The sequence below is a fragment of the Kribbella sp. NBC_00382 genome, assembly GCF_036067295.1.
Taxonomy (GTDB): Bacteria; Actinomycetota; Actinomycetes; order Propionibacteriales; family Kribbellaceae; genus Kribbella.
The window spans coordinates 118,877-133,019 of the sequence record NZ_CP107954.1 but is presented as its reverse complement, the minus strand read 5'-3'; the positions used below and the strand labels follow the sequence as shown (position 1 = coordinate 133,019).

Below are 14,143 nucleotides of genomic sequence, written 5' to 3'. Positions count from 1 at the left end.
TCTATGTTACATAGACAGTGTTGTATTAGCGGAGGTGCTTCATGCACGGTACGGACGAGACCGCACAGCGACTGCTCGACTCTTCGGCGCGGCTGTCCCGCGATCCGGAGACGGAGATCGACTGGGAGGCGCCGCTCGGGGACGGGTACGGGCTGAGTCCGGAGTGGAGCACGCTCTACGGCACGCCGTACTGGGACGAGCTGTCCGAGGCGCAGCGCGTTGTGCTGACCCGGCATGAGGCGGCCTCGACCGCGTCGACCGGGATCTGGTTCGAGTTGATCCTGCAGCAGTTGATCCTTCGCGATGTCTACGCGCTGAACCCGGCCAGTGCGGAGTTCCAGTGGGCGTTGACCGAGATCGCGGACGAGTGCCGGCACTCGATCATGTTCGCGAAGGCCTCGGGCCGGCTGGTCGACGCGGAGTACCGGCCGCGGGCGCAGGCGCGGGAGCTCGGGCGGATGTTCAAGACGGTGGCGACCGGCGAGACGGCGTACGCGGCGATCCTGGTCGCGGAGGAAGTGCTCGACGTGATGCAGCGGGACTGGATGCGCGATCGCCGGGTCGAGCCGCTGGTCCGGACGGTGAACCACATCCATGTCGTCGAGGAGTCGCGGCACATGGTGTTCGCGCGGGACGAGACGCGGCAGCGGATGGCCGGTGCGGGTGGCGCCCGTCGGTGGGTGAGTGCGCTGGTGATCGCGATCGCGGCGGACATGATCGTGAGCAGCATGGTGACGCGGGCGGTCTACGCGAATGCCGGTCTCGATGCGGATCGGGCGGTTCGCGAGGCGCGGGCCAATGAGCATCACCGGGCGTTGCTGCGGTCCAGTTGCGCCAATTTGATGGACTTCCTCGGGGAGATGGGGTTGCTGACCCCGGCGGCTACGCGGGTTTATCGGCGTACTGGGTTGCGCTGATGGCTTACGTCATCTCGGGGGACTGCTGCTCCGACGCGAGTTGCGTGGCGGTGTGCCCGATGAACAGCATTCATCCGTCGGGTGGTCTCGATGGGCTGTTCATCGATCCGCGGACCTGTATCGACTGTGGGGCTTGCGCGGATGTGTGCCCGGTCGGCGCGGCCAAACCCGCCGAGCAGGCGACGCCGGTCGAGGTGGAGCTGAATCGCTCGTACTTCGCGTCGACGCCGGCGTTGGATGCGCTCGATCTGGACACGTGGGAGCCGCCCAGCTTCTCGTCCTGGACCAGCGGCCCAAACCGGGTCGCCGTCGTTGGCGCCGGACCGGCCGGGATGTACGCGACCCGGGAGCTGCTGTTGCGTAGTACCGCCGAGGTGACTGTCTATGACCGGCTGCCCGTGATCGGCGGCCTCGCCCGCTACGGTGTGGCCCCCGACCACCCGATGACCAAGCAGATCGTCGATACCTTCACCCGAATCATCGACCACCCCCGAGTCACCTGGCGCCCTGCCACCGAGTTCGTCGTCTCAGAACTCGAGGGCTACTACGACGCCGTCATCCACGCGGCCGGCTCCTTCACCAGCCGCCGCCTCGGCATCCCCGGCGAAGATCTTGCAGGTAGTTGCCCCGCCTCCGAAGTAGTTGCCTGGTACAACGGCCGCCCCGGCGCCACCCAGCTGCCGGTAGCTTTACGTGGCCCCCGCGCAGTAATCGTCGGCAACGGCAACGTAGCCCTCGACCTGGCCCGCCTACTCACCAGCGACGCCGACCGCCTGGCCACCCTCGACCTGCCACCCGCAGTCCGCACCGCCCTCGCGACCAGCGGCATCACCGAGGTAGTCATCCTCGGCCGTCGCGGCCCGGATGCTGCCGCGTACTCCGCCTCGGCGCTGCGCGACCTGTATGCCATGGAGGGTGTCGAGGTCGTCCAGAAGGACGAGCTCGACGGCCCGCCCGAACCTGGGCGGCGGATTGTGCTGCGCTTCGACACCACGCCGACTGCGTGGGATCCGGCTGTCGGGCTCAGCACCAGCCGGGGCGTCATCCCGGCGGGCAACCTCTTCACGGCCATTGGCTTCGTCGGGCGGCCGATTCCTGGGTTGCCGTTTGATGAGGCGCTCGGGGTCGTGCCCAATGAAGCGGGTGCTGTGGTCGGGCGGCCGGGGCAGTTTGTGGCTGGGTGGATCAAGCGGGGGGCTCGTGGGGGGATCGGGGCCAACCGGGCTTGTGCTGAGGAGACGGTGCGGAGTTTGCTCACGGCGGCGGCGAATCGGAGGCTGGCGGGCGCTCGGGTGTGACATTGTCCGGCCGTGACGTTTCATGGCTGAAACATTGCCGTCGCACCGGGGCAACGAGGCTGGCGCACGCTGGTCGTACCGCGGGAAACCCCCCCCGGATCGATCCGCCCGATCGATGAGTACTGAGCAGGAGTGCCCATGAGGCCGACCTTGACGGTGATCGCCGACCCCGCCGACCGCTGGATGATGCGAGCGGCATGCATCGGCCAGGCGCCGGCGTACGACGAGACCGCGAGCGCCTGGGAGCAGCGCAAGGCACAGGCGATCTGTATGACCGCCTGCCCGGTGATCGAGGAGTGCCGGGAGTGGGCCCGCCGGACCAAGTTCACCGGTACCGCCGCCGGCGAGAAGTTCCTCTCCGGCCGCCGCCGTGGCCGCCCCGGCCCGCAGGAGCGCCGCCGACCGACCCCGATGGTCGAAGAGCAGCAGGCGAGCTAGACCCCGACCAACTCCCTGTCCTGTTCCGCTGCGACCTTCGGGGTGCGGCGGAACGGTGACGTCAGGGTCTGTACAACGTACTGGCGGTTGTAGCTGAGTGCCCAGATCGCCAGCACCAGGTAGACACCCGAGAGCACGTACCGCCCGGTCTGACCCGGTACTGCGAACTGCACCGCGAACAACCCCAGCAGCGTCCAGGCGGCCCAGCGGGGGAAGCGCAGACTCAACAGGACCGCCAGCCCCAGCACTGTCTGCGTAGCGGTCAGCAGGAACTCCTCAACCTGGCGACCGTCCAGCGGCAGGGCAGCAGGGCCGCCACCGATGCCATAGGCGATCGGGAGGCTGCCGATGAGCAGCGTCCACTGGTTCACCTTCGCGGAGATCAGCAGGCCGAGTGCAGCCGCTCCCTTGCCCCGCCAGGCGAACAGGATCGCCACGATGAACTCCGGCGCCTCAGAGGCCAGCGGAGCCAGCCACTGCACCAGGAGGAACTGGTCAATGCCCAGTGCGCGTCCACCCTGGACCAGCGAGTCAGCGAATGGCTCTGCCGACATCAGGATGATCCCGGCCGACACTACGAACATCGACACGACAGCGATCCGCCGCTGCACCTTGTCGAGCCCGCCGATCCGGGCAGCCGGTCCGATGAGGTCCGGCTCGTGGTCGTGGTCACTCGCGGCCGCGCGCCAGAGGTAGTACGCGAAGAAGGCCAGCAGTGCGATGCCCAGCAGCAAGTGGATCTGCCCGGTGATCGGGATGATGAAGGCGACGACGCTGGCGACGGCCAGGAAGCCCAGCTCGCGGCGGTAGCCGGATTCGAGCACCAGGGCCTTGATGGTGCGGCCACTGCGCTTGCTGGCGACGTACAGGCTGATCAGTACGACGCTGGACCAGCCGAGGCCGAGCAGTAGCCGGTTGGAGCCGGTCATGTTGGCGGCGGCGTAGGCGACGTACTCCGGCTGGCTGCCGGCCGTGTGGGCGAAGTACAGGTCCACCGCGTACTCCGGGAGCACCGCGATGACCGCGAGCAGCGCGATCGCGAGGCCGCCGGAGATGTCGACCTCGGCAGCTTCGGCCGCCCAGGCCAGGACGAACGACGCCGCGACCACTCCGAGGCCGAAGACAACGATGGCCAACGGAGCTGCCGGATGCACCCCGCTGATCCGGAGCGCAATGGCCGGAACAGCCGCGAGAAGCAGCAGAAGTACGGGGCGGAGAGCTCTGATCACGATGTCCAGCCTGCCACCGTTTCGATACTTTCGCAATTGCGCAAGTATGAGACCGTACTCACGCTCGGCCTGCCGAGTACCGGGGGACCTCCGGAAAGGTCACAATGACTCCGCGATGAGCACACCCCCTGAACCCACCCGAGCCCAGCTCGACGCCGCCGCCAGCACGTTCGCGATGCTTTCGGCGCCGGTCCGGCTGCACCTGGTGTCCCTGGCGGCCCAGGGCGAGTACGACGTCGGCACGCTCGCCGACCGCGTCGGCGTCAGTATCGCCACCGCGAGCCAGCACCTCGGCAAACTCCGCCTGGCCGGCATCATCACCGCCCGCCGCGAAGGCCGACGGCACATCTACACCGTGGACGACCCGCACGTGCTGAACATGGTCGACCAGATCTTCGAGCACATCGCTCCCGACGGCTCGCTGGCCCCGGACCCACCGCTGCGCAGGCGTCCGCCGCACACGGACTAGAGAACGTGGCGTAGGTAGCGCTCTGGGGCTTCCAGGTACGCCTTCCAGTTCTGTACGAGCTGCAGGTCTGCCCAGGTCGCTTCGCGGATGCCCCAGTCGCCGACCTCGAGGATGGTTGCGCCGGGGAGGGCCGCGATGACGGGGGAGTGGGTGGCGCAGAGGACCTGGGAGCCGGACTTCGCCAGGCGGTCGAGTACGCCGATCACGGCGAGGCTGGAGGAGAAGGACAGGGCGGACTCCGGCTCGTCGAGGCAGTAGAAGCCGCGGCGGGTGAAGCGATCGTCGATCAGGTTGAGGAAGCTCTCGCCGTGGCTCATCCGGTGGAACGGCAGGTCCGGTGGGCCGCTGGGGCGTGGGTTGTCTTCCAGGTAGCTGTAGAAGCCGTGCATGGTCTCGGCGCGCAGGAAATAGCCGGCCTTGGCGGCGCCGGCGCCGCGGGTGAGCTGGAGTTCCTCCCACAGCGGTGACTCGGTGACGCGGGTGGAGAGCCGGGCGCCTGTCGAGCCGCCCTCGGGTGACATCCCGTAGGCGACGGCGATCGCCTCGACGAGGGTGGACTTGCCGGCGCCGTTCTCGCCGACGAGGAAGGTGACGCCGGGGCCGAGGTCGAGGCCGTCGGTGAGTAGTTGGCGCACGGCGGGGACGGTGTGCGGCCAGTCCGTGGAAACGCTGATGCCCTCCGCCGCGGCAACCCGGCGTACGGGATGACTGGCGAAGGGCATCTGTACAAGCTAAAGCAGGGAAGGGCTAATCGTCCTCGTCGTCCAGCCTGGCGAGCCAGGTGGCGAAGCGTTCGATCGGGGTTTCGAACTCGGGGTTCAGGTCGACGAACTCGCGCAGCCGTTCGGCGATCCAGGCCAACGGGACTTCTTCCTCGCCCCGCCGGCCCTCGAGCTCCTCGATCCCTCTGTCGGTGAAGTACACGTCAGCTGAACGCCTGCTTCATCAGCGTCGAGTTCTCGGCGACGTGCACGCTGTGCGAACCGACCGACGTGGCGGACATGGCCGGCCGGGACACCCGGTAGAACGGCTTGCCGCCCAGGTGCTCGGTCAGGTTCAGCGCCATGAACGGCCACGGACCCTGGTTGGCCGGCTCGTCCTGCACCCAGCGGATCTCCTGCAGGTTCGGGTACTTCGCCAGCTCGGCCTTGATCTCCTCGGCCGGCAGCGGGTAGAGCTGCTCGATCCGCAGGACCGCCGTGCTGATCTTGTCCGGCTCGGCCTTCTTCCGCTCGGCCAGCAGGTCGTAGATGATCCGGCCCGAGGACAGGATGACCCGCTCGACGGCGGCCGGGTTCTGCTCGGCCTCCGCGTCGCCCAGTACCGGGTGGAACGTACCGCTGGTCAGCTCCTCCGGCTGCGACACCGCTGCCTTCAACCGGAGCAGCTGCTTCGGCGTGAAGACGATCAGCGGGTTGTGCTCCTCCTGCAGCGTGTGCCGGCGCAGCAGGTGGAAGTACGACGCGGGCGTCGACGGCTGGGCCACCGTCATCGCGTTCTCGGCGCACAGCGCCATGAAGCGCTCGATCCGGGCCGACGAGTGGTCGGGGCCCTGGCCCTCGTAGCCGTGCGGCAGCAGCAGCACGACGCCGGACTTCTGGCCCCACTTCGCCTCACCGGCCGAGATGTACTCGTCGATGATCGACTGGGCGCCGTTCACGAAGTCACCGAACTGCGCCTCCCACAGCACCAGCGCGTCCGGCCGGGCCACGGAGTAGCCGTACTCGAAGCCGAGTGCGGCGTACTCGCTGAGCAGCGAGTCGTAGACGTAGAAGTTCGCCTGCTGCTCGTCGAGGTTCTGCAGCGGGACGTAGTCCTGGCCGTTCACCCGGTCGATGACCGCGGCGAACCGCTGGACGAACGTGCCCCGGCGGCTGTCCTGACCGGCGAGCCGGACCGGACGGCCGGCCAGCAGCAGCGAACCGAAGGCGGTGATCTCCGCGGATGCCCAGTCGACCGGGCCCTGCGTGATCGCGCCGGCCCGGCGCTGCAGCTGCGGCATCACCTTCGGGTGCGCGGTGAAGCCCTCCGGCAGCGTGGTGTACGCGTCGGCGATCTTCTTCAGCACCTCGGGCGTGGTCGCGGTCGCGTCCGGGCCCTCCGGCTTGTCCGGGTAGCTCGGCACGGTGACGTACGGCGCCGGCGTGTCCGGCTGGCTCTTCGCCTCCCGTACCTCGGTGAAGACCCGCTCGAGCCGCTGCTGGAAGTCGCGCATCGCCTGCTCGGCCTCTTCGATCGTGATGTCGCCACGACCGATCAGGGCCTCGGTGTACAGCTTGCGGACCGACCGCTTCTGCTCGATCAGGTCGTACATCAGCGGCTGCGTGAACGACGGGTCGTCGCCCTCGTTGTGACCGCGACGGCGGTAGCAGACCAGGTCGATGACGACGTCCTTGTTGAACGCCTGGCGGTACTCGAAGGCCAGGTCCGCGACCCGGATGCAGGCCTCGGGGTCGTCGCCGTTCACGTGGAAGATCGGCGCCTGGACCATCCGGGCCACGTCGGTGCAGTACATCGACGAGCGCGACGAGGCCGGCGAGGTGGTGAAGCCGACCTGGTTGTTGACGATCACGTGGATCGTGCCACCGGTCCGGTACCCGCGCAGCTGCGACAGGTTGAGCGTCTCGGCCACCACGCCCTGACCGGCGAACGCCGCGTCACCGTGGACCAGTACCGGAAGTACCGGGAAGGCCGCGCCCTGGTCGAGGATGTCCTGCTTGGCCCGGACGATGCCCTCGAGCACCGGGTCGACGGTCTCCAGGTGGGACGGGTTCGCCGCCACCGACACCTTGATCTTGTCGCCGAACTCGGAGACGAACTCGCCCTCGGCGCCCAGGTGGTACTTGACGTCACCGGAGCCCTGGACGGTCCGCGGGTCGATGTTGCCGTCGAACTCGCGGAAGATCTGCCCGTACGACTTGCCGACGATGTTGGCCAGCACGTTCAGCCGGCCACGGTGGGCCATCCCGATGGTGACCTCGTCGAGGCCGGCCCCGGCGGCTTCCTCGCACAGCTCGTCGAGCAGCGGGATGGTGGTCTCGCCACCCTCCAGCGAGAACCGCTTCTGGCCGACGTACTTGGTCTGCAGGAAGGTCTCGAACGCCTCGGCCTCGTTCAGCTTGGCCAGGATCCGGAGCTGCTCCTCGCGCGGCGGCTTGGTGTGCGGCCGCTCGACCCGCTCCTGGATCCACTTGCGCTGCTCGGGGTCCTGGATGTGCATGTACTCGATCCCGGTGGTCCGGCAGTACGAGTCGCGCAGGATGCCCAGGATGTCGCGCAGCTTCATGAACCGGCGGTCGCTCTGCTCACCGAAGGAGCCGGTGGCGAACTCGCGGTCCAGGTCCCACAGGGTCAGCCCGTGGGTGGCGACGTCCAGGTCGGGGTGGCTGCGCTGCTTGTACTCCAGCGGGTCGGTGTCGGCCATGATGTGGCCGCGCACCCGGTACGCGTGGATCAGCTCGAGGATGCGGGCCTGCTTGCTGATGTCCTCCTCGTGGCTGTGCGGGAGGTCGGCGGCCCAGCGGATCGGCTCGTACGGGATCCGCAGCGACTGGAAGATCTCGTCGTAGAAGCCCTCGTCGCCGAGCAGCAGCCGGTGCAGCCGGCGCAGGAACTCACCCGACTGGGCGCCCTGGATTATCCGGTGGTCGTAGGTCGAGGTCAGCGTCATCACCTTGCTGACCGCGAGCTTGGCCATCGTCTCCTCGGCCGCGCCCTGGTACGCCGAGGGGTAGTCCATCGCGCCGACGCCGACGATGCAGCCCTGGCCGCTCATCAGCCGCGGCACCGAGTGCTGGGTGCCGATCGTGCCGGGGTTGGTCAGGCTGATCGTGGTGCCCTGGAAGTCGGGCAGCGCGAGCTTGTTGTCCCGGGCCCGCCGGACGACGTCCTCGTAGGCCATCCAGAACTGGGCGAACGTCATCGACTCGGCGGCCTTGATCGACGGCACCAGCAGCTGCCGGGTGCCGTCGGGCTTCTGCATGTCGATGGCCAGGCCGAGGTTGATGTGCTCGGGCTGGACCAGCGTCGGCTTGCCGTCGGTCACGTCGTACGACGCGTTCATCTCGGGCAGCGTCTTGAGCGCCCGGACCAGGGCCCAGCCGACCAGGTGGGTGAACGAGATCTTGCCACCGCGCGCCCGGCGCAGGTGGTTGTTGATGACGATCCGGTTGTCGATCAGCAGCTTGACCGGCACCTCGCGAACGCTGGTCGCGGTCGGGACCGTGAGGCTGGTCTCCATGTTCTGCGCGGTCCGTGCGGGCGCGCCGCGCAGGATCCGCCGCTCCGCGTCCGCAGCGGTCGCGGGCGCGGGCTTGGGTTGCGCGCTGGTCGGCTGGTTCACCGTGCCTCCGGTCGGGGCGCCGCCTCCGGCGGGCGCTGCCTTCTGTGTCGATGCTGCTGTCTGGGGCTGCTTGGCCTGCTGTGCCGCCGCGGGCTGCTGGCCGGCGGCAGCCGGAGCCGGCGCTGCTGGAGCGGGGGCCTGTGCCGCGGCCTGGGCGGCCGGCTGGCTGGAGGCGGGGGCGGCTGCGGCCGTGCCGCGGCTCGGCGCCTCGGGGGTCTTGTTGTCTGACACGGCGTCCGGACGGGGAGCGTCGGCCGGGCTGGACGTCACCGGCTTCGCATCACCCGGGCTGTTCCCCTTGAAGCTGTCGGACTCGAAGTACTTGATCCAGGCCGGGTCCACCGACTTCGGATCGGAGAGGTAGCTCTCGTACATCTCGTCGGCCAGCCATTCGTTCGCACCGAAGGCTGCAAAGGGGTCAGGTTCTGATGGCTCGGTGGCCACTGGGCAGTTCGCCTCTTCCGATCGGGTCAGAGTTATGACTAGGGAAGTTATGAGGGACTTCCCGAGCCAAGGCTAATAGCTGCCGCAACAGTTCCGCAGCCGGGGATCACCGGACCAGTCGATCGAGTGGTTGGCATCCGCGCAGTTGATCGATCGAGGGCTGAAACACTGCCGTGGCAGGTGTTCCAGCGAGCGCGTCGCCGGGCCTGGCCGCCGGGAACTGGACTGATGGCGGATTAGCTGCCGGACACGTTGCAGGCGTGGGGTTCCAGCGGTAATTCCGGTCTACCTGCGGCCGGTCGGCGAGCGTTGCTGGCCACAGTATGCAGCGGGTCGATCGCTGGTCGTGAGGGACGCCGGCGGATACCGATGTGGCCAACGTCACTCAGCGGATCAGTCCAGTTCTCACCGATTGGCCAGTCGGCGGACCAGTTTGAGCCCGGACCAGGTGGCATCGATCGCACACACCTTCACGTCCACCACCCCGAGCGGCAGGGCCAGCTCGCGGACACCGTTCTCGTCCAGGTCGGTCGGTACGCCGGACGCGCGCTTCGGCCAGGCCACCCAGATCATCCCGGCCGTGCTGGTTCTCGGCAGGAGTACGGGAAGTCTGGCGGCCAGCCGGGCGCGATCGGGGCAGAAGGCAAGGATCACGTCGTACTCCGCCCTGCCGGGACGGCTCAGCGTCCTGGCGCCGTCGGGCAGCCCCTCGATCGCGAACCCGGGCGGGGCGTTGTCGAGCACCACCGTGTGCCCGGGCTTGATCCCGAGCTTCGCGGCAAGCGGCTTCCCGGAGTACCCCTGTGTCATACCGCCGATTCTGGCCCCTGACGGGCGGCTGTGACGGCATACTGACCGAATGGCGTTGACGGATGAGGCGATCGTCAAGATCAAGGACATGATCACCTCGGGCGAGTTGGGGCCGGGCGACCGGCTGCCCAAGGAGGCGGACCTCGCGGCCCGGCTCGGGCTGTCGCGCAACTCGCTGCGCGAGGCCGTCAAGGCGCTCACCCTGGTCAACGTGCTCGACGTGCGGCACGGCGACGGTACGTATGTGACCTCGCTCGACTCCGCGCACCTGCTCGACGCGCTCAGCTTCATGGTCGACCTGCACCAGGACGACTCGGTGCTGCAGTTCTTCGAGGTACGCCGGTTGCTGGAGCCGGGCGTCGCTGCGTTGGCGGCCGTCCGCATCACCCGCGAACAGCTGGCCGAGCTCCGGCTGCTGACCAGTGACCTGACCGCCGACGCGCCGATCGACGAGCTGGTCGCCAATGATCTGCGTTTCCACCGGGGGATCGCCGAGGCCAGCGGCAACGCCGTCGTCTGCTCGCTGCTCGACGGCATCTCCGGCGCCACCCAGCGGGCCCGGATCTGGCGGGGCGTCACCCAGGCCGGCGCGGTCGAGCGCACCCTCGCCGAACACACCGCCATCCTCGACGCCATCGAAGCCAGCGACACAGACGCGGCCCGGGCCTGGATGACGGCCCACATCTCCGGCGTAGAGACCTGGCTCCGCAAGGCCCGCTGAGTGACCGTGTCGAGAATCCGAGATCGGTTCCGACGTACTGCGTGACAGGCAGCTACCCCTGAGAAGAAGGACAGTCAGATGACCGAGAAGAACCCCACCGCTGATGTTCGCCCTGGATCATTCCTGCTGGAGCTTGTGCTCGTACCGGTCAGTGACCTCGACAAGTCCAAGGCCTTCTACGCCGATCAGCTCGGGTTCACCGTCGATGTCGACGTGACGCCGGCTGAGGGGGTCCGGATCGTGCAGCTCACGCCGCCGGGGTCGTACTGCTCGATCACCCTGAGCACCGGGATCGCGCAGATGGACATGCCGATCGGATCTCTGCGTGGCCTGCACCTCGTCGTCGCCGACATCGAGGCAGCCCGGGCCGAACTGATCGACCGTGGTGTCGACGTTGCGCCGGTCGAGGACATGGGTGGGGTGTTCTATGCGTGGTTCGCCGACCCGGACGGCAACACGTGGACGCTGCAGCACATGCCCTGGCGCAAGTAACTGTTGCTTGGAGCAACTGATCCGGTAAATGGAGTTGAAGCCGGGCGGGGGTGCGCCTACTCTTGTCGGTGTCACATTGCCGGCGTCAGGGGTTCGGGTTGTCGAACTGAGATCTCTCTTCAGTAGCGGTTGATCGCCACCGATCGGTGGACGGTCTCGTTCGAGATCTCGGAGCACCCCATGTCTTACTCTTTGACCTGTACTGACCTCTCTTTCGCCTGGCCGGACGGCGACGTCCTGTTCGACGGGCTGACCTTCGTGGCGGGACCCGTGCGGTCCGGGCTGGTCGGCCGCAACGGTGCCGGCAAGTCCACCCTGCTGCGGCTGATCGCCGGACGCCTCACTCCGCAACGCGGGACGATCCGGGTCAGCGGCGAGCTCGGGTACCTGCCGCAGGACCTCACCCTCGACACCGCGCTGCGGGTCGACCAGGCGCTCGGCATCGACGGGATCCGGGCCGCGATCACCGCGATCGAGGCCGGCGACGCGTCGGAGCAGAACTTCGCCATCGTCGGCGACGGCTGGGACGTGGAGGAGCGCGCCGACGCGATGCTCGGCAAGCTCGGCCTCGGGGCGATCACGCTCGACCGCAGTGTCGGCGAGCTGTCCGGTGGCGAGACGATCCTGCTCGGGCTGGCTGCCGAGTTGCTGAAGCGTCCCGACGTACTGCTGCTCGACGAACCCACCAACAACCTCGACCTGCGCGCCCGCAAACACCTGTACGACGCGGTCGACGCCTTCCGCGGCGCGTTGCTGATCGTCAGCCATGACCGTGAGCTGCTCGACCGGGTCGACCAGATCGGGGATCTGCGCAGGGGCGAGCTGACCTGGTACGGGGGCAACCTCACGGCGTACGAGGAAGCCGTCGCGGCCGAACAGGAAGCGGCTGAACGGATGGTCCGGGCGGCCGAGTCCGACCTGAAGAAGCAGAAACGCGAACTGGCCGAGGCGCGGATGAAGATGGACCGCCGGCGGGCGGCCGGCCAGCGCGCGTTCGAGCAGGGCGGCATCCCGAAGATCGTCGCCGGCAACCTGAAACGCAACGCGCAGGTGTCGGCGGCCAAGCACATCGGCATGCACAGCGACCGGCTCGACACTGCTGCCAGCGCCCTGGCCGACGCTGAGGAGAAGGTGCACGACGACGACACGATCCGCGTCGACCTGCCGAAGACTGCGGTCCCGGCGGGGCGGATCGTAGTACGGCTAGAAGACTATGTACTCCGGACCGGCCTGCACGCCGACCTGGAGATCCGCGGCCCCGAGCGGATCGCGCTGACCGGCCCGAACGGCGCCGGCAAGAGCACCCTGCTCCACGCCATCGCCTCCGACGACAAGCCATTGGTCCCATGGCGCCTGCTACCGCAGCGCCTAGACCTGCTCCAGGATTCCTTGTCTGTAGTAGAAAACCTGGCCCTACTAGCCCCCAGCACGGAAAACCAATACCGCCGCTCCCGCCTAGCCCGCTTCCTCTTCCGAGGCCGAGCAGCAGACCAACCAGTCAGCACCCTCTCCGGCGGCGAACGCTTCAGAGCAACCCTCGCCGCCCTCCTCCTGGCGGAACCCCCACCCCAACTCCTGATGCTCGACGAACCCACCAACAACCTCGACCTAGCCAGCGTCACCCAACTCCAAGACGCCCTAGCCTCCTACAACGGCGCCCTGGTCATAGCCAGCCACGACGTCCCCTTCCTCCGAGAAATCGGCATCACCCGCTGGCTACACCTAGACCACAACGAACTAACCGAAATAGAACCGCTCTAACCCAGCCGGGGGAGCTCAACTCACCTCTTGAGTTTGCTGTCGGCAAGCGCCTGTACGTGATGTGCGAAGGCGATGAGGGTTGCTTCGTCGTAGCTGGTGGCGTAGTTGGCGACCGTCGCGTAGTACGTGGGAGTGATGAAGGAGATCTGGCCTTCGCGATGTACCTTCCCGTCCTTGGTGTAGGTGCGGAGGTAGAAGCGTGAACGGGTCCCGAGGCCGGGGACGGGCCGTTCGACGATCGAGGCCTGGTCGCGCCCGTCGATCAGGATCTTCACGCACTGCGGAGCTGCCAGCGGGTACGCGTCCAGGTATTTGTCCCCGAACGGCGCCGGCACTGAGACGAGGCCGGCGTGGAGTCCGTTCGTCTTCGACGTCGGGAACGCATCGGCGTACGGGAGGTAGGGAAACTTGGCGAAGGTCTTCGGGGTCCGGCCGCCGGTCCACAGCTCGGCACGGCAGGACTCGGGCTCGACTCGGTGTCCCTCGAACGGATCGTCGCGCGGCGTCCAGTCGCTGACCAGCGCGGAGGACAAGGAGAACTTCACTTTCCCGTACGCCGTTGGCAGCGCGGCCTGCAACTGCTCCGGGGTGTTGGGCGGCTTGATGTCGAGCAGCTTCGGAGGCGTGGGCGAAGGCGTGCTTGATGGAGTCGGTGGCGGTGGTACCGCTGTCGGCGAGGTGTTCTTGCAGCCGGTCAGCAGGAGTGGCAGGAGGAGTGCGGCGGCGACGTAGGCCCGGCGGGTCGTCACGCGAGGAGTTGGTCGAGGGCGGGTGGGAGGGGAAGTCCTAGCGTGGTTAGGAAGTCGGCGGTTTTGACCTCGACGTAGATCTCGGAGTCGGGGAGGTCTTCGTCGTCTTCCTCGTCCTCGTCTTCTTGGTCGAAGGTGTCTTGGTCTTCGGCTAGGTAGGGGAGGAGATCGGCGGGGGTGGTTGCGGTGTAGGTGGTGGACCAGGTGGCTAGGCCCGCGGCTTCTTGGGTGGTGTTGGTGCGGGGGTGTTCGGTTTCGGATTCGAAGTACATGCGAGGGGTGTAGCCGAGGTAGGCGACGCCGGTGCCCTCGTACGGTGGGTGGTAGCTGACGATGGTGAAGTCGCTGTCGTGGATGTTGATCTGGAGCCAAGGCCCGGGTGCCTCGACCGGCTGGTCCGGGTCGTGGTCTGTCCACTGGTTACCGGCGTACAGGTAAGTGCCGAAGAACCCCACAGTGTTTCCTCCCCAGGA

General features: G+C 67.7%; 14 protein-coding genes. 7 read left to right on the top strand and 7 right to left on the bottom strand.

All coding sequences use genetic code 11. From position 1 onward, the window contains the following. Positions 1-41 precede the first annotated feature (41 nt). From OHA70_RS00615 to OHA70_RS00605, 3 genes are all read left to right on the top strand, one after another. A complete protein-coding gene (locus OHA70_RS00615) occupies positions 42-917 on the top strand; it encodes an AurF N-oxygenase family protein (RefSeq protein ID WP_328327307.1) in 876 nt (291 codons plus the stop codon). Then, positions 917-2,215, top strand: a complete 1,299-nt coding sequence (locus OHA70_RS00610; protein WP_328327305.1) for an FAD-dependent oxidoreductase — start codon at positions 917-919, stop codon at positions 2,213-2,215. The genes OHA70_RS00615 and OHA70_RS00610 overlap by 1 nt, the downstream gene beginning before the upstream one ends. A gap of 138 nt (positions 2,216-2,353) precedes the next feature. After that, positions 2,354-2,653: a WhiB family transcriptional regulator gene (locus OHA70_RS00605; RefSeq protein ID WP_328327303.1), complete on the top strand. Its 300-nt coding sequence runs from the start codon at positions 2,354-2,356 to the stop codon at positions 2,651-2,653. Here the strand turns inward: OHA70_RS00605 and OHA70_RS00600 are convergent. Continuing rightward, positions 2,650-3,918: a sodium:proton exchanger gene (locus OHA70_RS00600; RefSeq protein WP_328327301.1), complete on the bottom strand. Its 1,269-nt coding sequence runs from the start codon at positions 3,916-3,918 to the stop codon at positions 2,650-2,652. The two genes, OHA70_RS00605 and OHA70_RS00600, sit on opposite strands and share 4 nt — an antisense overlap. 79 nt (positions 3,919-3,997) lie before the next feature. Here OHA70_RS00600 and OHA70_RS00595 point away from each other — a divergent pair, with 79 nt between their 5' ends. Continuing rightward, positions 3,998-4,351: an ArsR/SmtB family transcription factor gene (locus OHA70_RS00595; protein WP_328327299.1), complete on the top strand. Its 354-nt coding sequence runs from the start codon at positions 3,998-4,000 to the stop codon at positions 4,349-4,351. Here the strand turns inward: OHA70_RS00595 and OHA70_RS00590 are convergent. From OHA70_RS00590 to OHA70_RS00575, 4 genes are all read right to left on the bottom strand, one after another. Further along, positions 4,348-5,073: an AAA family ATPase gene (locus OHA70_RS00590; protein WP_328327296.1), complete on the bottom strand. Its 726-nt coding sequence runs from the start codon at positions 5,071-5,073 to the stop codon at positions 4,348-4,350. The two genes, OHA70_RS00595 and OHA70_RS00590, sit on opposite strands and share 4 nt — an antisense overlap. A 25-nt stretch (positions 5,074-5,098) precedes the next feature. After that, a complete protein-coding gene (locus tag OHA70_RS00585; protein ID WP_328327294.1) occupies positions 5,099-5,275 on the bottom strand; it encodes a DUF6104 family protein in 177 nt (58 codons plus the stop codon). A 1-nt stretch (position 5,276) separates the two neighbouring features. Continuing rightward, complete coding sequence (locus tag OHA70_RS00580; RefSeq protein ID WP_328327292.1) at positions 5,277-9,137, bottom strand: multifunctional oxoglutarate decarboxylase/oxoglutarate dehydrogenase thiamine pyrophosphate-binding subunit/dihydrolipoyllysine-residue succinyltransferase subunit; 3,861 nt, start codon at positions 9,135-9,137, stop codon at positions 5,277-5,279. 405 nt (positions 9,138-9,542) lie between these two features. Next, the gene (locus OHA70_RS00575; protein WP_328327290.1) at positions 9,543-9,947 is read right to left on the bottom strand and encodes a DUF3052 domain-containing protein; all 405 of its coding nucleotides are present in this window, start codon (positions 9,945-9,947) and stop codon (positions 9,543-9,545) included. 49 nt (positions 9,948-9,996) lie between these two features. On the opposite strand from OHA70_RS00575, the gene OHA70_RS00570 reads away from it, so the two are divergent. The 3 genes from OHA70_RS00570 to OHA70_RS00560 all read left to right on the top strand — a co-directional run bounded on the left by OHA70_RS00570 (position 9,997) and on the right by OHA70_RS00560 (position 12,921). Beyond that, on the top strand, positions 9,997-10,668 hold the full coding sequence (locus OHA70_RS00570) for a FadR/GntR family transcriptional regulator (protein ID WP_328327287.1): 672 nt from the start codon (positions 9,997-9,999) through the stop codon (positions 10,666-10,668). 78 nt (positions 10,669-10,746) lie between these two features. Beyond that, positions 10,747-11,160, top strand: a complete 414-nt coding sequence (locus OHA70_RS00565; RefSeq protein WP_328327285.1) for a VOC family protein — start codon at positions 10,747-10,749, stop codon at positions 11,158-11,160. A gap of 180 nt (positions 11,161-11,340) precedes the next feature. After that, complete coding sequence (locus OHA70_RS00560) at positions 11,341-12,921, top strand: ABC-F family ATP-binding cassette domain-containing protein (protein WP_328327283.1); 1,581 nt, start codon at positions 11,341-11,343, stop codon at positions 12,919-12,921. Positions 12,922-12,941: 20 nt separating this feature from the next. On the opposite strand, the gene OHA70_RS00555 is transcribed toward OHA70_RS00560, so the two are convergent. Next, on the bottom strand, positions 12,942-13,670 hold the full coding sequence (locus OHA70_RS00555) for a hypothetical protein (protein ID WP_328327281.1): 729 nt from the start codon (positions 13,668-13,670) through the stop codon (positions 12,942-12,944). Beyond that, entirely contained in the window at positions 13,667-14,125 is a 459-nt protein-coding gene (locus OHA70_RS00550; RefSeq protein WP_328327279.1) for a hypothetical protein, read from the bottom strand. Before OHA70_RS00550 ends, OHA70_RS00555 begins: the two co-directional genes overlap by 4 nt. Positions 14,126-14,143: the final 18 nt, after the last annotated feature.